The 21,158-nt window shown below is 51.5% G+C and carries 15 protein-coding genes; 9 read left to right on the top strand and 6 right to left on the bottom strand.

Annotated features, from left to right (window positions below):
* Positions 1-17 precede the first annotated feature (17 nt).
* Positions 18-1,472: a DUF1501 domain-containing protein gene (locus ABD852_RS02415; protein ID WP_345026411.1), complete on the top strand. Its 1,455-nt coding sequence runs from the start codon at positions 18-20 to the stop codon at positions 1,470-1,472.
* A 9-nt stretch (positions 1,473-1,481) separates the two neighbouring features.
* A complete protein-coding gene (locus tag ABD852_RS02410) occupies positions 1,482-3,632 on the top strand; it encodes a c-type cytochrome domain-containing protein (protein ID WP_345026410.1) in 2,151 nt (716 codons plus the stop codon).
* A gap of 21 nt (positions 3,633-3,653) precedes the next feature.
* Here ABD852_RS02410 and hemA read toward each other — a convergent pair whose 3' ends face one another.
* Positions 3,654-4,925 (bottom strand): glutamyl-tRNA reductase, encoded by a 1,272-nt coding sequence (gene hemA, locus ABD852_RS02405; protein WP_345026409.1) that lies wholly within the window; start codon positions 4,923-4,925, stop codon positions 3,654-3,656.
* Positions 4,926-5,221: 296 nt separating this feature from the next.
* Between hemA and ABD852_RS02400 the strand changes: the two genes are divergently transcribed.
* From ABD852_RS02400 to ABD852_RS02385, 4 genes are all read left to right on the top strand, one after another.
* Positions 5,222-6,511, top strand: a complete 1,290-nt coding sequence (locus ABD852_RS02400) for a sensor histidine kinase (RefSeq protein WP_345026408.1) — start codon at positions 5,222-5,224, stop codon at positions 6,509-6,511.
* Between the two features lie 85 nt (positions 6,512-6,596).
* Positions 6,597-7,310 carry a (d)CMP kinase gene (gene cmk / locus ABD852_RS02395; protein WP_345026407.1) on the top strand — a complete coding sequence of 238 codons (714 nt, stop codon included), beginning with the start codon at positions 6,597-6,599 and terminating at the stop codon, positions 7,308-7,310.
* A 4-nt stretch (positions 7,311-7,314) separates the two neighbouring features.
* On the top strand, positions 7,315-8,391 hold the full coding sequence (locus ABD852_RS02390; protein WP_345026406.1) for an NAD(P)/FAD-dependent oxidoreductase: 1,077 nt from the start codon (positions 7,315-7,317) through the stop codon (positions 8,389-8,391).
* A 9-nt stretch (positions 8,392-8,400) separates the two neighbouring features.
* Positions 8,401-11,652 (top strand): hypothetical protein, encoded by a 3,252-nt coding sequence (locus tag ABD852_RS02385; RefSeq protein WP_345026405.1) that lies wholly within the window; start codon positions 8,401-8,403, stop codon positions 11,650-11,652.
* A gap of 74 nt (positions 11,653-11,726) precedes the next feature.
* Here ABD852_RS02385 and ABD852_RS02380 read toward each other — a convergent pair whose 3' ends face one another.
* Complete coding sequence (locus ABD852_RS02380; RefSeq protein WP_345026404.1) at positions 11,727-12,392, bottom strand: ABC transporter ATP-binding protein; 666 nt, start codon at positions 12,390-12,392, stop codon at positions 11,727-11,729.
* Positions 12,393-12,559: 167 nt separating this feature from the next.
* On the opposite strand from ABD852_RS02380, the gene sucC reads away from it, so the two are divergent.
* Together sucC and ABD852_RS02370 are read left to right on the top strand one after the other, a co-directional pair.
* Positions 12,560-13,783, top strand: coding sequence for an ADP-forming succinate--CoA ligase subunit beta (gene sucC / locus ABD852_RS02375; RefSeq protein ID WP_345026403.1), 1,224 nt, complete (start codon positions 12,560-12,562; stop codon positions 13,781-13,783).
* Between the two features lie 99 nt (positions 13,784-13,882).
* Positions 13,883-14,845: a hypothetical protein gene (locus ABD852_RS02370; RefSeq protein WP_345026402.1), complete on the top strand. Its 963-nt coding sequence runs from the start codon at positions 13,883-13,885 to the stop codon at positions 14,843-14,845.
* A gap of 12 nt (positions 14,846-14,857) precedes the next feature.
* On the opposite strand, the gene ABD852_RS02365 is transcribed toward ABD852_RS02370, so the two are convergent.
* The 4 genes from ABD852_RS02365 to ABD852_RS02350 form a co-directional block, all read right to left on the bottom strand.
* Positions 14,858-15,268, bottom strand: a complete 411-nt coding sequence (locus ABD852_RS02365; RefSeq protein WP_345026401.1) for a Fur family transcriptional regulator — start codon at positions 15,266-15,268, stop codon at positions 14,858-14,860.
* 114 nt (positions 15,269-15,382) lie between these two features.
* Positions 15,383-16,546 carry a DNA-binding transcriptional regulator gene (locus ABD852_RS02360; protein WP_345026400.1) on the bottom strand — a complete coding sequence of 388 codons (1,164 nt, stop codon included), beginning with the start codon at positions 16,544-16,546 and terminating at the stop codon, positions 15,383-15,385.
* A 40-nt stretch (positions 16,547-16,586) separates the two neighbouring features.
* A complete protein-coding gene (locus tag ABD852_RS02355; RefSeq protein ID WP_345026399.1) occupies positions 16,587-17,054 on the bottom strand; it encodes an RES family NAD+ phosphorylase in 468 nt (155 codons plus the stop codon).
* Positions 17,054-17,527 (bottom strand): antitoxin Xre-like helix-turn-helix domain-containing protein, encoded by a 474-nt coding sequence (locus ABD852_RS02350; RefSeq protein ID WP_345026398.1) that lies wholly within the window; start codon positions 17,525-17,527, stop codon positions 17,054-17,056. Before ABD852_RS02350 ends, ABD852_RS02355 begins: the two co-directional genes overlap by 1 nt.
* A gap of 242 nt (positions 17,528-17,769) precedes the next feature.
* Between ABD852_RS02350 and ABD852_RS02345 the strand changes: the two genes are divergently transcribed.
* Entirely contained in the window at positions 17,770-21,126 is a 3,357-nt protein-coding gene (locus ABD852_RS02345) for a ThuA domain-containing protein (RefSeq protein WP_345026397.1), read from the top strand.
* Positions 21,127-21,158: the final 32 nt, after the last annotated feature.

Genomic DNA, 21,158 nt, shown 5'->3' with positions numbered 1-21,158 from the left:
CTCAACATGATATCACCATGGAGAAAGAAATTATCGAACACGGATACAGCTTTAACCGCAGGCGGTTTCTATCCAATCTCAGCCTGGGTGTGGGCAGCGTGGCTTTGGGTTCTTTGCTGATGCCCGATCTTTTCAGCCGCAAAGGTGGGGAAGCCGACGCGATGCCGCTGGGCGTGCCGCATTTTGCGCCGAAAGCCAAACGGATTATCTACCTTTTCCAGAACGGCGCCCCCTCCCAGCAGGAGCTGTTCGACTATAAGCCCAAACTCCGGGAGATGCGCGGCCAGGAGATCCCGCCTTCGGTAAGGGGTACCCAACGGCTGACGGGTATGACCGCCAACCAGGCCTCGTTTCCCTTGGTCGGTTCTTTTGTCGACTTTGCCCAATATGGACAATCGCGCGCCTGGGTGAGCGAACTGATGCCTCATACCGCAAAAATCGTGGATGAGCTCTGCTTCGTCAGGTCCATGTACACCGAAGCCATCAACCACGATCCGGCGCTCACTTTCCTGCAGACCGGCGCCCAGCAGGGAAACCGCCCGAGCATGGGCGCCTGGCTGAGTTATGGTCTGGGTAACCTGAATCAAAACCTGCCATGCTTTACCGTTTTGCTTTCCAGGGGGATCGGAAACGGCCAGGGGGTATACTCCCGGCTCTGGACAAACGGGTTTCTCGACTCGGTCCACCAGGGCGTGCAGTTCAGCAGCGGCGAAGACCCTGTACTTTACCTGCGCGACCCGGACGGAATGAACCGTTCGGAGCGGCGGGAAATGCTCGACAATCTTTCCAGGCTCAACGACATGTCGTACCAGGAATTTGGCGACCCGGAAATTGCAACCAAAATTCAGCAATACGAGATGGCCTACCGGATGCAGACGGCCATACCGGATGTTATGGATGTTTCCAGGGAGTCGGATGCCATGGTGAAACTTTACGGCCCGGAGTGTTTTATTCCGGGTACCTATGCGGCTAACTGTCTCCTGGCGAGAAAGCTCGTGGAAAACGGTGTTCGCTTCGTACAGTTGTATCACCAGGGTTGGGACCAGCATGGCAACCTGCCCTATGAAATTACACAGCAGGCAAAAGACGTGGACCAGGCATCGGCCGGGCTGATTATGGACCTGAAGCAGCGCGGGCTCCTGGACGACACACTGGTGATCTGGGGCGGGGAATTCGGAAGAACAAGCTATACCCAGGGAAAACTGACGCCCGACAACTACGGCAGGGACCACCATCCCCGTTGCTTCACCATCTGGATGGCGGGCGGCGGCATCAAGCCGGGTATTGTGTATGGAGAGACCGATGAACTGGGCTACAACATTACCCAGAATCCGGTGCATGTGCATGATTTTCATGCCACGGTATTACACCAGTTGGGATTGGACCACGAAAAACTAATTTACAAGCACCAGGGACGACGCTACAGGCTTACTGATGTGGCGGGCAAGGTGGTTTCCGATTTATTAAGCTAACCTCTTGCTATGACCTTAAAAATTGAGGGTTTCGCTGCCAAGGCGTTGTGGGCAATGACCGTTTTGATTGCCTTTTTGCTTGCATTTGAATCTCACCTGAGTTTACCGTTATGGCTGCAGGCCGCCGGGAGAATGCACCCGCTACTGCTCCATTTCCCGATTGTTCTCATTCTTGCTTCCGTTTTGTCCGGCCTCCTGGAAAGACGCCCGCTCACACCGGGCTGGACCCGGCTTACAGAAATCTTGTGGCTTTGCAGCGCGCTTACCGCCGGTATTACCGTGCTGATGGGGCTTTTTCTCTCCAGGGAGGAAGGTTACGCCGGCAATACCCTGAACTGGCACAAGTGGACCGGCGCCGCTACTTTTTTCATGGCTGCATTCTGCTATTGGTTCCGGCAAAACAAAATTGCAAAGCTGCCGGCCGGCCCGCTGTACGTATTGTCTGCCTGCCTGGTAGTAGTTTCAGGTCATTTCGGCGCGGAGCTCACACATGGAGAAGGTTTTATCAGCGAACCGCTGCGCAGGAATACGGAAACACAGAACGTACCGATCGATCAGGCGCTTGTATTTGATCATGTCGTTTCGCCTATCCTGGAAGCCAAATGCACCGGGTGCCACAACACCGAAAAAGCGAAAGGAAAGCTCGTCCTGACAGACTCTTCGGCCATCGTGAAGGGCGGCAAAAACGGCGCGGTCATTACCGCGTTCCAGCCCGATGCCAGTCCTCTGATTGAACGCCTGCACTTATCGCCTGACGACAAAAAGCACATGCCTCCGAAAGGGAAACCTCAATTGACGCCCGATGAGGAAGCTATCCTGGTCGCATGGATCAAGGCCGGTACGCCTTACCGCCTGAAAGTGACGGCGCTTTCGCACCAGGATACACTCGGCCTGCTTGCGCAAAAAAAATTCAGCCGTCCTTCGGTCGAGGAACCTCTGCCTGATTTTGAAGCGGCAGATGCATCGGTGATCGAAAAACTAAACCATGAGTACCGCACGGTCGCACCCCTTTCATTCGGTTCCCCCGCATTGTCGGTGGATATTTATGGCAGCCAGGCCTACACCCCGAAAACACTCGAAGAGCTGGATCCCATAAAAAAACAGGTCGTAGCGCTTAACCTTAGCCGGATGCCGGTGTCGGATGCTGATCTGAAACAGGTTGCGGGATTTCAAAATCTCAGGAAAGTGAACCTTAATTTCACCGGCATCACCGCCAAAGGACTGGAACAGCTTACCGCGCTGAAACACCTGCAAACCCTTTACCTGGCAGGTACAAAAATCACATCAGAAGGCCTGCTGCAATTCCTGTCAAAAGCCCGGAAGGTCAGGAGTGTAATCTTATGGGATACCGGAATTGCCGCCGACCAGATAGCCAATATCCGGAAAACGTACCCGGGCGTGGCCCTTACCGGCGACTTCTCCACGAATGACACCACCCGCCTTAAACTGAACAAGCCGCTGGCCAAAAGCGACCAATGGGTATTTGACGAAAAAACTTCGGTTCGGGTTTACCACCCCGTCCGGGATGTCAAGCTGCTTTACACAACCGACGGGTCCGATCCTGACAGCCTGTCGAAAACGGCTTCGGAACCGATTGTTTTAAACAGTCCTACCAGGCTTCGGGTAAGGGCTTATAAAGAAGGATGGCTCCCCAGCGATGTAGCGGAATTCCAGGTTTTCAGGAATTCTTTCCGTCCTGACAGCGTCTTTTTGCTCAACCGGCTTAACCGGGTCCACCTGGCAGAGGGTGCGCATACCTTTTTCGACCGGCAACTGGGCGCCATCGGGGCAAATAACCCGGCGTGGGCCAACTATTTTGCGGGCGTAAGAAACACGGACCTTCAGCTGCTTTGCTGGTTCAATACGCCTGTTCCGCTGAAAACTGTCGGAATCAGGCTCATGGTGGAGGAAGAGACAGGAATTTACCCGCCTGCCGTTATCGAGATCTGGGGGGGCGAGAACGAGGACAAGCTGAAACTCCTGGCCAAAGATATAAAACCCGACCTGCCCGAGCCGCGCGAAAAACCCACCTTACGGAAGATTGAGCTGCCGGTTCATACGACAGTTCCCCCGAAGTGTTTGAAAATAGTGGTAAAACCATTCCAACGCCCGAATGAAGGCCCGAAACTGGTACTGATAGACGAAATGTTCCTGAACTAGGAAATACCTGCTGCAATCCTGTTAAAATCTCGCGGAACTTTCAGACTGTGCTTCGAGATTAAATAGGTCATTGAGCACATCTATGAGCGTTTCTGCTTCACCGCGTTTGCAGGCTGCTTTCAGCTGCAGTACAGGCAGTTTGATAATTTTCTGCATCATGGAAGAGGTCACCTTCTCTACAATCGCCAGCTCATTTTCCGAAAGGCCCTTCATGTAGCGGCTCAACTCTTCACGCCGGATTTGTTCAAGCGCTGCTTTCAGTTTGTTGATGGTAGGTGAGACGATCATCTCCTTCGACCAGTCATTAAACTCTTCTACAGAATCGTCAATGATCTTTTTTACATCCGAAACCGCGGCCACTCTTTTTTCAAGCGCGGCATCGGTCTTGGCCTTGATGGCGTCAATGTCATATAGCACCACACCGTTCAGCTCCTCCAGCGAAGCTTCAACGCTGCGGGGTACCGACAGGTCAATAAAGTATTTGTATTTGTGCAGGCTTCCGAGCGCTCCGACTCTTTCCCTGGTAAAAAGCGGCTCGCTTCTGGTAATGGTCGAAATAATGACGTCTGCCTCTGCCATTGCCTGGTCAAGATTTTCCCAGTCGACTACTTTTCCGCCGATCTGCCCGCCTACATCGTCCGCGCGCTTGCGGGTCCGGTTTACGATCGTGATCTCGGCAGTTCCGCGATTGGCAAGATTCTTACAGACGTCCTCCCCTATCTCTCCGACGCCCACGACCAGGATTTTAGGCTGGTGCATGAAAGATAGTGCCAGGTCAGCCGCAGCGTAGGAAACGGAAGCTGCGCCGTCACGAAACTCTGTTTCGAGCGCCACCCTTTTATTGGCAAAAAAAATGGTGTGCATCAACCGGTGCAAATACGGGCCGGCCAACTGGAGGTCTGCTGAAGCCTGGTAGGCACGCTTGATCTGGTTGGGTACCTGCATGTCACCGACCACCTGGGAATGAAGCCCCGTCGCCACCTCGAACAAGTGGCGGGCCGGAAGGTCTCCTTCCTCGTAAAACTCAAAAAAAGGCAAATATTCCTGGCTGTCAGTAATTCCTTTAAAAGCAATCAGCAGCTTCGCGAGCTCTTCATTCAGCGTTTGAGGTGCATTTACATACACTTCCGTTCGGTTACAGGTAGAAACAACCAGCAAATCGGAAACATCGAAAAACTCCTTTACCTTGAGCATAAAAGCCTTGGCTTCTTCCTCAGATAATGCAAGCTTCTCTCGTACAGTGAGGGGGGCTTTGTGATAGGTCAGACTAACAACCTGAAACCAACTCTGCATAACGCTTTACTTCTAAAGAATATAATGTACAAAAATAGGATTAATCCGGTAGATACCCCCCAAAACAACCCCTTGAAACTTCAATTTAGAAGGGCTATAAATTAGGTATGAGGGGTGAGGTGTGAGCTGCGAGCTGTGAGCTGTGAGCGGCACCTCACCCCTCACGACTCACCCCTCATACCTCATACCTCACACCTATTCCCCCACACCTCACCGCTAATACCGCCATCGTCCTTATATTTGACTTTCGATACCGTATTTTTTGTCAACGCGGCATACCAACGTGAAGCGGGCCAATGGAAGTAACCGAAGAGAAAAGCAAGTCAAAAATCAGCTTTAACGCGGAGTCTGTACTGAGCAGCATGCGCTGGGGGCGCTCTTTTTTTGCGTATGGTCCCAAGGAGCGGCTCAAAATCATTATCGGCGTTAACCTGATCCTGATCAGCATTGTCTCATTGATATATACGGACACCCTGGTCAGCAAGTTCGAAGAACGTGAACGGCGCCAGGTCAACCTGTATGCCCAGGTGCTTGAAAATGCGCATAATACCGTCGACAACCAGGATGTGACGCCGGTTTTCTCCATTATCGAGGAGGCCCATGATTACTACCAGATACCGGCAATTTATGTAGACGATACCGGCGAGCCGGGCTTTCACAACAATATCGACATGCCGGAAAACCTGTCGGTAGTGGAGCAGCAGGCCTTTCTAAGGGATAAAATTGCTTCCATGGCGCAGGAGCACCACCCCATCCCTGTAAAGCTGGACGGCGACAGGACCGGCTATATTTACTACAGCAGTTCGTCGCTCCTGACACAGCTTCGTTTTTACCCATATATCCAGCTTTCGGGTATATTCATCCTCGTGTTCCTGGCCTACCTCGCGTTCAGCTCGACACGGAAAGCGGAGCAAAACAAGGTGTGGGTCGGCCTGGCCAAAGAGACCGCCCACCAGTTGGGGACGCCGATCTCCTCACTTATCGCCTGGATCGAATATTTCCGTGCGGATCCTTCTTTCGACCATTCCATAGCAGATGAAATGGAAAAAGACGTACAACGCCTGGAAATGATTACCAACCGCTTTTCCAATATAGGCTCCGCTCCTACCCTTAAGACAGAAGACGTCGGCAAAGTAGTGACCGACTTTATTACCTACCTACAGAAACGGGTTTCGACAAAGGTCGAATTTTCGGTGATCAACCAGCTTCCGCCGGGGCAAACGGCGATTATCAATAAAAATCTCTTTGAATGGGTTTTTGAAAACATCTGCAAAAACGCGGTAGACGCAATGGGCGGAGTGGGAAAAATCCAAATCAGGATGGAGGCCGCTCCCAAACGGAATGAATTGATTTTCGACATCAGGGATACCGGGAAAGGGATCAGCGCAGCCAATCTCCGCAAACTGTTCAACCCGGGATTCAGCACCAAAAAAAGAGGGTGGGGCCTGGGGCTTACCCTGGCGAAAAGGATTGTTGAAAATTACCACGGCGGCAGGATCTTTGTCAAATCATCCGAGCCCGGCAAGGGCACTACTTTCAGAGTGATTATCGCCACCGATCCTACCAGGAAAATTGACCTCGCCTGAACGACCGGCCAATCGCCTACTTTTCTCCGCTTTGTATCCGTTCTTTATTTAACTTTTCCGAGGTATTTGCATTAAATTGCCCGCCATGTACAAAATCATTGTCGCAATAGATGGCTTTTCCAGCTGCGGAAAAAGCACAACGGCCAAAAAGGTTGCAGAAAACCTCGGTTACGCCTACGTGGATACCGGCGCGATGTACCGGGCTGTTACCCTTTATTTTATCGGGAAACATGTGGCGCTTACCAATCCCAGGGAAGTTGCCCAGGCGTTATCCGACATACATATTTCATTCAGGCGGAACCCGCAGACGCAGGTCAATGAAACCTACCTGAACGGATTAAACGTTGAATCGGAAATCAGGAAAATGACCGTCTCGGACCACGTTAGCCCCGTTAGTGCTATTCCTGAGGTAAGACGCGCAATGGTCGCCCAGCAAAAGCAGATGGGGCGTACCAAAGCCCTTGTCATGGACGGCCGTGACATCGGCAGCATTGTTTTCCCGGAGGCGGAGCTGAAAGTTTTTATGACCGCCGACCCTGTCATCCGCGCCCAGCGAAGACAGGCCGAGCTGCTGGCAAAAGGTGAAATGGTAGAGTTGAATGACATTCTCGAAAATCTTAAAAAGCGGGACCACCTGGACACCACACGTGCCGAAAGCCCGCTTGTGCAGCCCGAAGATGCCATTCTTCTCGACACCTCCTTTCTTACGATCGAGGAGCAGGTAGAATTGGTTACCGGTTGGGCGGATGCCAGAATTGCACGCTTGAACAGGCTTTCCGAAGCGCATAGAAAAGTCTGAGAAAATGCCTGAAAGCCAATATCTCATCGTCGGCCAGGGGATTGCAGGCACCTCGCTTGCCTGGGAATTGCTGCGGCGCGGTCAGAAGTTCCTGGTCATTGACGACCCGGCCCTCCCATCGTCATCTTTGGTAGCAGCAGGGATTTTCAACCCGCTTACGGGCCGAAAGCTCGTAAAAACCTGGCTTGCCGACACCATTTTCCCGCATGCCCTTGCCTTTTACCGGCACGTTGAAGCCGAACTCGGCATCACCTGCCTGCACACCACAGATTTGTTCAGGCCTTACCGCAACGAGGAAGAAAAAACCAGTTACCTGAAATGGGCGGCATCAGACGAATATGCCCCCTTTGTGGCATCCGGACAACCCGATTTTTCAGACGACGCATTCATCAGGGCCCCGTACAACGGACTTTCGGTGAACCGTTCGGGATGGGTCGATTTGCCACGTTTTTTGGAAAACAGTCGTAATTACTTTGAGAAGCTTGGCTGCTTTGAACCTGCACATTTCAGATCTCAGGACCTGGATATCGGGGAGGAAGCTGTGCAATGGCAGGGGCGGAGTTTTGAAAAAGTAATTCTTTGTATGGGAGTCGGCGCCGAAAACGATCCATTGTTCAACTGGTTACCTTTCAATCCCGTGAAAGGCCAGATACTGAATTGCCGGATCGAACGTTACCCGCATAGCCGGATTATCAACCAGGGTATTTTTATACTCCCGGCCGGAAATGAAAAAGTCCGGGTCGGCGCCACTTATTCCTGGCATGACCTGGATTGGGAGCCAACCGAAGACGGACGGGACTACCTTGCAGGCAAGCTGAAAAGCCTGTTAAAGGTGCCGTTTGAAATCGAAAGCCAGGTAGCCGGGATACGGCCTTCTTCCAAGGACCGGCGCCCGTTTGCGGGCCGGCACCCGGAGCATGACCGCCTTTTCATCTTTAACGGCCTGGGCACAAAAGGTGTTACCCTGGCTCCCTATTTTGCCGCTCAGCTTGTCAAATTACTTCTGGATGGACAAGAAATAATGGCCGATGCGAATATCGGGCGCTATTTTTCGTTATATTCCAACCCTAGAAAGCCGTAAAACCTCATTATGAACCTATATTCCGGACGTTTAAAACGCTCACTGTTGCTGTTGTTTGTGCTGGCCCTGGCAGTACCGAAGGCTCATGCCCAGCTGTATCCCAGCAAGGAAAAGTTCGGTAAAAACCGTATCCAGTACAGGAATTTTAAATGGCGCATCTTTCAAACCTCCAACTACGAAGTCTATTTTTATCAAAACGGGGACAACCTGGCGCGGCTGACGGCCCAGTTCGCCGAGACCGAGTTTGACCGGGTAACCGATATGCTGGGTTACACCCCCTACAACAAAATCAAGATATTTCTTTACAATTCTCCCGAAGAACTCGAACAGAGCAATATCGGGATCGCCACTTTCGACGAACTGAACGAGACGGACATTGACCTGGCGCAATCACGCCTGGAGGTGGCGTTTACGGGTGACCAGATCAGCTTCAGAAAGGAATTGGTGAATAAGATTGCCCAACTCTTTGTTTATGACATGCTGTATGGCGGCAACCTCAAAGACGCGCTCCAAAGCTCGATCCTGCTGTCGCTGCCTGACTGGTTCATGACCGGGATTGCGCGTTATGTGGCAGACGGTTGGTCGCCGGAGCTCAACAATTACATGCATGACGCCATCCAGAACCGGAACATCAGGCGCCCTTCCCTTCTGGAAGGCGAGGATGCTGCCCTCATCGGCCAGTCTATCTGGAATTACATCGCCGAGGAATACGGGAAAGACAACATATCGAATATTCTTAACCTCACCCGTATTATCAGAACCGAACAGACCAGTATTACCAGCACGCTGGGTGTTCCTTCTTTCGGCAAGTTTCTTTCCAACTGGCGGGCCTTCTACGGCGACGTCATTAATTCCGCACAGGGAAGCTACCAGACGGCAAAACCTTCCTGGACCTATAAAATCGGGGGATTGGAAAAAACTAAACCCGGCACTCACGTAGATCTTTCGCTCGACAATAAGATACTCGCCGTCAGCGAACCCAACAAGCGTAACTACAAGGTGACCACCTATAATCTCGAAACCGGGCGAAAAATGGTGATCAGGCAGGGCAACATCCTGTCTAACCACATTTCCAAGGGCGGAAGTATTCCACAGGTCGGGTGGACCAAGGACAACAACCTGGTGATACTGGTACCGGGTCACAATCGCCACCAGTTATTCCTGTACGAGAAGCTTGACACGAAAAAGCCGAAAATCGCCAGGAAAACTTCGCTTCGCAACCTGGATCACATTGTGGACATGGACGTCTCCAAAGACGGGACCACGCTGGCGGTCAGTGCCGACAAAGGCGGTCAGAATGACCTCTACCTGATCAACATCAACCGCGGGTCCACTGTGCCGCTTACAAACGATATTTACGATGACCTTTCGCCGCGGTTTGTGGGCAATTCCAACAGGAAACTGATTTTCGCCAGCAACCGGCCGAGCGACAGCCTCCGTGTGCGGGGCAATTTCAAGACCATTCGCAATTCATTGGGTCTTTTTGAGCATAGCGGCGTTCCGAGAAGCGCAAGCGCCCCGAAGCTGCTTGATTCGCTGGGGACCTACAACCTGCCCGTCTACAGTACGGAAAATGACCTGTACTTCCTGTCTGACATGAAGGGAGTCAACAACCTCTTCCGGTACAATTACAATAGCAAAACCGTTTCGCAGAATACCAATTACATACAAGGTTTAAAGGAACCGGTAGTACGGACTGCCGGGAATGGCGGGCTGGCTTATCTCCAACTGGAGAAAGGTGAAGTCAAAGTGGCTTACCTCAATCACTATTCGCCCGGGAGCATTGCAGAAACCCCTGCTTTCAGGAAGGGCATCCACGGTGTGACCTCCTTCTCACGCAGCAGTAACGCCGAAACCGGAGAGAGTACCATAGCAAAAAATGACACCGTTCAGAAGGCGGCTCTGGAAGAACCCGTCAAAAAACTTGAACTCCGTGCCGGTGAGGTGGATACCGAGAATTATGTTTTTGACGAAGATGTTATTCAGACCATCGGCGGCCGATCAGTCAGCCGGATCGGTTCGGGCCGCGGGACTTCGGCTATAGCTCCTCGTAGCAGGGTCCGGGAAAATATCAATATCAACGGTCCTTTCAATTACAAAGGCCTGTTTATTGCCAATGATTCCAAATCGGAATGGGCGGCCGACCCGATCCGGGGATTTGGTTACCGGCAGTCGATCTCGATGAATGACCTGCTTGAAAACAATGTTCTGAAGGCCGGCGGGTTTCTGGGTATGGATGGCCGCAGCTTTTTCAAAACATATGACCTGTTCCTTGAATACAACCTAAACAAGTACCGGGTAGATTTCGGTCTCAGGTACGACCGGACCAACTTTTACCAATCCGAAGCGCTGGCCGGCCCGCAAAAATACCGGTATAACCAGGTACTCCTGACCGCCGCCTATCCGTTCACCCGTACGGCACGGTTCAGCTTTTCCCCGGCCTACACCTCTACCTACCTGATCCGTACCAACGTTTCCACCCGCGACAAATCATCGCATTACGTCGGGTTTAAATCGGAGCTTGTTTTTGACAATTCCATAGTAAACGGGCTGAATATGACCGAGGGAACGAAAATGAAGATCCGGTACGAGAATCACATGGGCTTATCCCGTATTTCCGACAGTTTTTACCGGGTGAGCATTGACTTGCGCCGGTACCAGAAAATCCACCGGGACCTGATCCTTGCTATTCGTGTGGCGGGAAGCCATTCGGGGGGAAAATCGCCGAAGAAGAGTTCTATGGGGGGCATGGAAAACTGGATAGGACCGCGTCACTCCAACAATGAAACCGCCTATAACCCCTTTTTTTTCGGAGAAGCCATCGACAACCGCGATGTATTCTTTACCGAGTTCGCTACCAATATGCGGGGCTTCGGGTTTAACCGGTTAAGCGGCACAACCTATATGATGTCAAATGTGGAACTGCGCATACCACTGGTCAAGTACCTGTATCGCGGCCCCATTACCTCCAATTTCCTGCGTAACCTGCAGTTCGCGGGCTTTACCGATATCGGTACCGCCTGGACGGGCAAAGGGCCTTTCAGCCAGGAAAACAGCCTCAATACCGAGATCATCGGCGGAAACGGGCTTCCTTTTACGGCATCGGTTGTTAACTTCAGAAATCCTTACATCTGGGGATACGGCGTCGGTGTGCGTACCACGCTTTTCGGGATCTACGGGAAATTTGATTACGCCTGGGGCGTAGACAATTCCATTGTGAAAAAGCCGATCCCATACCTGACACTCGGGTATGATTTCTAACCTCCCGAAAACCCCAATAAAAAACCCGGGCCTCTGAAGGTCCGGGTTTTTTATTGGCCCGTAACCGACCCGGGTTAGCTATCGACCAACAGGCCGTCTTTCATCATCAGACGACGATCTGCCATTTCCGCCAGCTGTTCATTGTGGGTTACTATAACAAACGTGCAACCCATCTCTTTGCGCAGTTCAAAAAACAGGCGATGCAGTTCTTCTGCATTGTGAGAGTCCAGGTTCCCGCTGGGTTCGTCGGCAAAAACGATATCGGGACTATTGATAAGCGCCCGCGCTACCGCTACACGCTGCTGCTCGCCGCCCGAAAGCTGCGACGGCAGGTGCTCGCCCCTGTCGGACAGTCCCAGAACGCCAAGCAATGCTTTTCCCTTTTCGCGAATCTCCTTTTCGGTTCCCCATTTGCCGATATAGGCAGGCATGCAGACATTTTCGAGAGCAGTAAATTCAGCCAGGAGATTATGAAACTGGAACACGAAACCGATATGCCGGTTCCGGAATTCTGCCAGCTCGGTTTCGCTCAGCCTGAAAAGATTTTTATTATCGAAAGACACAGTTCCGGAGTCGGGCTTGTCGAGCGTCCCCATTACATGGAGCAAAGTGCTCTTTCCTGCCCCCGACGCTCCTACAATCGCCACCACTTCCCCGCGCCGGATCACCATATCTATTCCCCTCAAAACCTGAAGATTACCATAAGAGCGCTTAACACCCTTTACTTCTAAAAGACTCATTTGCTATAGTTTATTGGCGCATTTAACTGGCCGCTGCGAGCGGTGTACGGCGACAATCCGATGACCTCATTCTGCCCTGACAATGAATTATAAACAAGAAAATCTGCAGGGCATTTTGAATATTTCGCTAATTTGGCGTGAAAATACCAATTCTTACCATAATACTCATGAATATTCACGAATATCAGGGCAAAAGCATTCTTAAGAAATACGGCGTACGTATCCAGGAGGGTATCGTAGCCGATACTCCGGATATAGCCGTTGAAGTGGCCAGAAATCTTTCCGAACAAACTGGTACTAAATGGTATGTGGTGAAATCCCAAATTCACGCCGGCGGGCGCGGAAAAGGAAAAATTGTAGGCAGCGAACAACGCGGTGTTGCGCTGGCAAAATCGGTTGAAGACGTCAGGACCATATCAAAAAACATCCTGGGTAAAGTACTGGTGACGCACCAGACCGGACCGGAAGGGAAACAGGTAAAAAAGGTCCTCATCGCTGAGGATGTGTACTACCCGGGACCGACCGAACCCAAAGAATACTATCTTTCTATTTTGCTCGACCGTGGTCTTAACCGCAATGTGATCATGGCCAGCACCGAAGGTGGTATGGACATTGAGGAGGTTGCCGAAAATCACCCGGAAAAAATCATCAAGGAGTGGATTGATCCGCTTGTTGGGCTCCAGGGTTTCCAGGCCCGGAAAGTAGCATTTGAGCTCGGTCTTTCCGGTGAAGCTTTTAAAGAAATGGTTAAGTTTATCACTGCGCTTTACAAAGCTTACGCAGAGAGCGACGCCTCCATGTTTGAAATCAACCCGGTTCTTAAAACTTCCGACAATAAAATTCTTGCGGTTGACGCTAAAGTGAACCTGGATGACAACGCGCTGTTCCGTCACCCGGAGCTTGCCGAAATGCGCGACACGAACGAAGAGGACCCGCTGGAGGTTGAGGCAAGCGCCAATAACCTGAACTACGTGAAGCTGGACGGAAACGTGGGTTGTATGGTAAACGGAGCCGGACTGGCGATGGCTACCATGGACCTTATCAAACTTTCCGGCGGCGAGCCTGCCAACTTCCTTGACGTAGGGGGCGGCGCTAACGCACACACGGTTGAAGCCGGTTTCCGGATCATCCTGAAAGACCCGAACGTTAAAGCCATCCTGATCAACATCTTCGGCGGTATTGTACGTTGCGACCGTGTGGCTACCGGCGTAGTGGAAGCCTACAAGGCCATTGGCGAAATACCGGTACCGATTATTGTACGTCTGCAGGGTACCAATGCTGCGGAAGGTGCTAAAATTATTGACGAGTCCGGTCTGAAAGTATACTCGGCCATTGAATTCAAAGAAGCCGCCGCGAAGGTGAGCGAAGTGCTGAAGTCTATCGGCGCGTAAGCGACCGTTTAATAATGTCTTTAAAGAAGCCCGTGCACCTTGTTGAACGGGCTTCTTTGCATAGGATCCGGAATTTTCCGCCTGTTAAATCCCACCCCGATGTTCTCCTGTCAATTTGCGGCCCAAAACCATTTCTATTCGATAACCGGCCTTGCCTTGCTGCTGGCTTCGGCCGTCTTTTCCCAACCTGCCGCTACCGGGGCGGGGACAGGCGTATTCGTAAAAGGGACAAAGATCACTATGGTTCCGCCCGAAGCATTTGTCCCCGCCGGAAATTTTGCCGGTTTTCAGCAGGAGGCCTCGGGTGCCAGCATCATGGTGGTGTCCATTCCCGCGCCCTATGAAACCATTGCTGCTTCAATGAACAGCCAGGGATTTGCCAGCCAGGGTATTGTAGTGGACAACACGGAGAAGCTGCAGATTTCCGGTCTTCCGGGGATTCTCATGTCGGGCAGCCAGAAAGCGCACGGGCTTACCTACATCAGGTATTCGCTAATCTTTGGAAACGAGAAGGAAAGCATTATTATCAACGGCGCCTGTCCCGACAAAAGCGCCGGGGTCCCGGCGAAAATAAAGGCATCGATCCTGACGACCGTTTATCACCCTGATGTTTTGATTGACCCGGTTGCCGAGGCCGATTTTGAACTGGACACGAAGCCGTCGCAGCTGCGCTTTGCCGGGAATGTGGCCAATTCACTCATTTTTACGATGGATGGAAACCTACCACCGGAAGTAGCGGATAAGACCATGCTGGTTGCGGCAAAGTCTTTTTCAGAGCTCGCGGTAAGCCAGCAAAAAGAGTTCGCCACCCGCCGGCTACAGGGGCTTCCGATGACTATTGAAAAAGTAATTTCAACTGATTCGGTGATGACCGACAGCCTGGCGGGATACGAAATCCTGGCGGAAGGGACCAGCCGTGAAACCGGCATCCGCGAATTTGTCCTGCTCCATATACTTTACGGGGAAAGCTATTACTACCTGATGGTGGGGACAACGGAAAAGGAAACCATCCTGCCTCGCCTGAAAACTGTAATCAGGAGCTTCCGGAGAAAGAAACCGTAACGGAGGTACCTGTCAAAGCCCGGCGCAGCGGTCGCAGAGGCCATTAAAAACCATGCTGATCCCTTTCAGGAGGAACTTTTCAGGAAGCTGAATCTGTGGCAGATGGTACTCGGTAAGACAGTATGTTCCGTTGCAATGGTTACAATGAAAGTGTGCGTGCACATCCTGTGGGCGGCATTCGCATTCGGCGGCACAAAGCGCGTACTTGACGCTTCCCGATCCGTCATCAATGCTGTGTACCAGCTTGTGCTTTTCAAAAGTCTTTAACGTCCGGTAAATCGTCACCTTGTCGGCACGCTCCATACTGGTTTCAAGATCCGCAAGGCTGATAGCAGTATCTGCCTTTTTCAGTTCGTCCAGGACCAGAAGCCGCATGGCAGTCGGGGCAATGCCCCGTAATTGCAATATTTCCTCTCTGTTCATTGGCGTTGCGAGATGTGAGTCTTGAGGTGTGAGCCTTGAGGTGTGAGGTGTGGGGGGCTTATACCTCAAAGCTCACCCCTCATACCTCTAACATAACCGGCGGCAAAAAGATTTCTATTTCCCGGGCCGGTACCGTTTCCGGTATTCCAGTGGGGTACACCCTTTCAGAAGCCTGAACTGCCGGGCGATATTTTTGCTGTCGGTGAAGCCCAGGTCCATGGCAATTTCGAATACGCTCATCTCCGTTTCCAGCAGCCGGGTGGTGAATTTTTCCATGCGCAGGTTAAAAATGTACTTGTAAACCGGCAGTCCCGTCATTTGCTGAAACCGTTTTTCCAACGCCCGCCTGGACAGCGGCACCTGCTTCACCACATCATCCACCTGCAGGTTCTTTTCAATATTCTGGTGAATGAACTTGAGCGAAGTGGCTATGTCGTCATCGTTGGTAGCATAAATATCGGTTGACTGCCGCGTAATTACCTGGGTAGGATTTACGATGACATCGTAAAACTGCGCCGTTCCCTTTTCCATCATCTGGTGCAGCAATTTTGCGGTGTCATAGCCCCCTTTTTCAGCGTCCTGGCCGATGCTGGAAAGCGGGGGATCGGAGAATTCACAGATCATTTCATCGTTGTCCACACCGAGTACAGCCACCTCTTCCGGGATACGTATACCCGAGTGGCGGCAGGCTTCTGTAATATGCTGACCCTGGTTGTCGTCGCAAGCCATGAGCGCTATGGGTTTGGGCAACGATTTCAGCCAATGGCTGAGGGAACTGGGTTTATAAAACCAAAGCTCGCCGGTGCGCGACATTCTGTGCTCGAAATAATGCACATCGTGGCCGGCGTTTTTTACCGTATCTTCAAAGCCCTCCGCCCTTTCCCTCGACCAGACGATGTCGCTGAAACCGTAGAAAGCAAAATTCTTAAACCCTTTTTTAAGGAAGTAGTCGGCACCCATCACGCCGGCCTCATAGTGGTTCCCCGTGATATTGGGCAAATTGGTAAACCGTTCCTTAAAATCCTGTGCAATTACGGGAATACCGGCATTTACGATAAGGTCAATCTGGGGATCGTTATAGAGCTGGCCGATGATACCGTCTGCTTCCCATTCCAACGCCCATTCCAGGATCCCCTTGATCCCTATCGTCTCGCGCTGGTAGAGCGGCATCCGGCAAAAAATCCAGGGGCCATGTTCACGCGAATACCGTGCGATGCCCCTGAGAAGGCCCTTGCTATATTCCTCAGCAAAATCAATTAAAAGAATGATCTTATACATGGCTGCGTCATCTGAGGTCTACCCCGCCGATATTCAGAAATTACTTGTGATTCTTGATAATATTTTCCAGTCTTTCGTCAGGAATAAAGTCCAGCGTGTCGATCAGTTCCACTTCTTGATAACCCTTGTGGAGGGTATTAATAACGATATTGCAATTTTCCGGTACCACGGCCGATGGGACTTTCAGGCACAGATGCCCGGCGCGGTCAAACCATTCATCCCCTATTTTCCGGCAGTCCTGGTAATTTCTAAAATCCCGCCAGTTCCCGGGTAGCTCTGTTTTTATTACTTCCAGGAACAATGCGGTTGAAGGCAGCCTGATAATCATGATCCTGAAATCCGAATTAAACCCGAAGCCTTTCCGGTAATGCATCGTTTCAAGATAAGCAAGCGAGACGCTTTCGGCTGTATAAAGCACTTTTTTGCCTTCGCTGTTCCATCTTCCTGCCAGTCCGCCCGCAAATAAGGCATTTGCGTACTTTTTATGTACAATCCTGTAAACCAGCATTATAAAGGATAGCCCTGCGCCAGCTTTTCAATCTCCTCATACACAAGGTCCACGCCTCCGGAAGTAGTGATAAGATCGATCGGTTTCTCCTCAGAATTCCAGAACGGCCGGTTCATCCATAACGTAAGTTCCTCCAATGAGCCGAATACTTCTTCGCCAAAGCTATAAAGATTGATTAGCTTTAGAAGATGCTCACTGTAAGTCGGATCCAGGTATTTTTCCTGTTCTTTGTAATTACTTATCGTCCGGGGCGAGAGGTTAATGACAGAGGCAAGGGTCTTCTCCGGCATTTTGATAGCGTTGGCCAGGGAATAAAATACCTCTGTTTTCACGCCCGATCTCGCCTTTTTGACGAGCGCATATTCATCTTTTATAACAAAGTGACGAAAAGCCGGCCTCGTGCCATAAGCTCCTGCAGGTTCTGAAGCTGCAGGAGCAACTTTTTCTGCTTTATTTTTTTTATAGCCTGCCATCTTACGGTTCCTTTTCAACAAATCTAGAATTTTTTCGTTTACAAAAGCGCTTTTTTTCCATTGATTTTCTCTATTGCCATTACATGCACGATTGCTGGAACTGCAAGGGCATTTCTGATTCAGTATCAATATTAATCCCGAGAATGAGGAAAGACTTTTCCCATACAAATGTAAAAAGTACATTTGTGAAAAATTTCAATTCATTCAAGGGTAAATCCATCAACTGCATGTTTTATCAACCCATGAAATCAATCCGGCGTTTGGCGCTGGTAGGTTCGCTGCTTGTTTCAGTTCCTTTTGTCTCACACGGACAGGAGGGTAAAAGAATTCTGGTATTTTCCAAGACCAAGGGCTTCCGGCACGCTTCTATTCCGAGCGGGAAGAAAGCCTTGCAGAAGCTTGGCCGGGAAAATGGCTACGCGGTTGATACTACCGAAAACGCCACGGTTTTCACCGAGAATAACCTGCAGCGGTACGGGGCGGTTGTGTTCCTGAATACAACCGGCGACGTGCTGAACGATGAGCAGCAACAGGCTTTCGAACGGTATATCCAGGGGGGCGGCGGCTATGCGGGGGTACATGCGGCTACCGATACCGAGTACGACTGGCCCTGGTACAACAAACTGGCGGGGGCTTACTTTTTGAGCCACCCGGGCAATCCCAACGTACAGGAGGGGGAGGCCTATGCCGTCAGGAAAGATCACCCGTCTATGTTTGGTTTTCCGGACCGCTGGAAGATAAAAGACGAGTTCTATGATTTCAAGTCGTTTAACAAGGATGTAGACGTCCTGGTAAAAATCGATGAAAAGACCTACAAGGACGGCAAGATGGGCGACGACCACCCGATGTCCTGGTACCACGAATTTGATGGCGGAAAAGCGTTTTACACCAATTTCGGCCATGAAGATGCTACCTATGAAAACCCGGTTTTCCTGAAGCACCTCCTGGGCGGGCTTCAGTATGTGTGGGCAGATAAAATTGACTATAGCAAAGCCCGGCCGGAAGAAAACCGCTTCAGCAAAAACGTGCTGACAGAAGGCCTTGACGAACCGACCGAGCTGGTGGTACTGGACGATCAACGCGTACTTTTTTCCGAAAGAAAAGGAAAGGTGAAACTTTGGGACCCCAGGAAAAAAGCAATCAAAGTTGTGGCCGACGTACCGGTCTTTACCAAGTTCGAATACGGCCTGATGGGGCTGAACATCGACCCCGGCTTCAAAACCAACAAGTGGGTATACCTCTTCTACTCACCGGTCTCCGCCGCGTCCGACACCGCACAGCACCTGTCGCGGTTTGTGTATGACGACGTACGCGATACCTTGCTGCTCGATACCGAAAAGGTGGTGCTGACTGTCCCGGTCAAACGGACCGACTGCTGCCATACCGGCGGTTCCATTGAGTGGGATGCCAAAGGCAACCTCTATTTATCTACCGGCGACGACACCAACCCATTTGCATCCAACGGGTTCAGCCCCTCTGACGGGCGCCCGGGGCGCGAAGGCTGGAACGCCATGGCTACGTCGTCGAACACCAACGACCTGCGCGGAAAGATCCTCAGGATCAAGCCAAAGGACGACGGCACCTACACCATCCCGGAAGGAAATCTTTTCCCGGCCGGCAACCCGAAAGCCCGTCCGGAAATTTATGTGATGGGCAACCGGAATCCTTACCGGATTTCTGTCGACAAGCGCACCGGTTTCCTATACTGGGGCGAGGTGGGGCCGGATGCCGCGAATGATTCGCCGGAAAGGGGGCCGCGCGGGCACGACGAAGTCAACCAGGCGCGTAAAGCCGGATATTATGGCTGGCCCCTGTTCGTAGCTGATAACCGGGCCTACAACCGCTACAATTTTGACACCAAAGAATCGGGTGAAAAGTATGACGCGCTTAAGCCGGTCAACGATTCTCCCCACAATACGGGCTTAAAAGATCTGCCGCCGGCGCAACCTGCATTTATCTATTATCCCTATGCCGACTCACCGGAATTCGGTCCTATTGTCGGGAAAGGCGGCCGGAACGCAATGGCCGGACCGGTTTACTATTTTGACGACTTCGGAAATGGAAAAGACAAATTCCCGCGGTATTATGACGGAAAATTCTTCGCCTACGATTGGATCCGTGACTATATTAACGTGGTTTCGATGAACCGGAAAGGTGACCTAACCCATATTGAGCGTTTCATGCCCAATGAAAAATTCAGTCACCCGATTGATATGCAGTTTGCCGGAGACGGGTCTTTGTACCTGTTGGAGTACGGTAACAAATGGTTTGCGCAAAATGACGATGCCCGGCTTGTCCACATTACTTTCAACGCAGGTAACCGCGCTCCAAAACCGGTGATCAGCGCCGACAAAACGGTGGGCGCAGTACCTATGACCGTAAAATTCTCTTCCGTCGGATCAATCGACTACGATGGCGACGCCATCAGCTACCAGTGGGATTTCGGCCGGGGCCAGGGGAAGAGCACGGAAGCTAACCCTACCTTCGTATATAAAAGGTCCGGAGAGTACACAGCCACGCTGACGGTGACCGACGCACTCGGAAACGCCAAAAGCAGTAGCGTAACCGTCAAAGCGGGCAACGAGCCGCCGCAGGTTCAGATTGCCATCAAAGGCAACCAGAGTTTTTACTGGAACGGTAAACCGGTGGTATATGAAGTGAAAGTTGCCGACAAGGAAGACGGTACGCTTGCCGCACGGAAGATTGCACCGGAAGATGTTTACATGAACATCAATTACCTGGAAGGATTCGATAAGACCTTGCTTGCCCAGGGCCACCAGGCCAATACGGGCTTTGCGACCGGGAAAAGGCTGATCGAATTAAGCGATTGCCAGGCCTGCCATACCGTTAACCAGAAATCGATCGGCCCGACTTACAGCGAGATTGCCAGGAAGTACGAAAAAGACAATGATGCCCAGAAACGGCTGGCGAAGAAAATTATCGAAGGCGGTGGCGGCGTTTGGGGCGAGCAGGCAATGGCGCCGCACCCGCAGCACAAGATGTCGGAGACCGAGGACATGGTGAAATACATCCTGTCCCTGGCGAAGGAGCAAAAAAGCAGCAAGCCGCTGAAGGGCAGCTATATGCCCGAAAATAAGGAAAAGCCGGGCGCGTACGTCTTTTCGGCGAGCTACACCGACAAAGGCACCCACGCAATCGGGCCGCTGACGGGTGGACAAACCGTTTCGCTGCGTCCTGCTTTGCTTCCCGCGGGTGCATATGACGACGGTATGAATGTTCTGAAATACAAACTGCCCGAAGGCGCGCCGAATGCCGGGAAAGAAGTGGTCGTAGGCTCTTCCGATAAGGCATTCATCCGGTTTGACGACATCGACCTTTCACAGATCAAAAACATTTCGGTATCGGCGATGTCGGCAAAAGGACGGACATCCGGCGGTAAGCTCGAAGTCCGGTACGATTCTCCGGCAGGTCCGAAAATAGGCGAGGCAAAAATCGGAGAAGAAACCAGTCAGCCGGTGAAAATAGCGGTAAAACCTGCGGCAGTACCCGGCAAAAGGCCACTGTATTTTATTTATATCAACCCCGACGCCAAAGGCAGGCCTTTGTTTACTTTGGGCGATATTTCGTTCGAAATATGATCATCCGGTAGTGAACCGAACCATTGAGGTGG

Source organism: Ravibacter arvi (genome assembly GCF_039540405.1).
Taxonomy (GTDB): Bacteria; Bacteroidota; Bacteroidia; order Cytophagales; family Spirosomataceae; genus Ravibacter; species Ravibacter arvi.
This window is presented reverse-complemented; position numbering and strand designations above follow the sequence as displayed.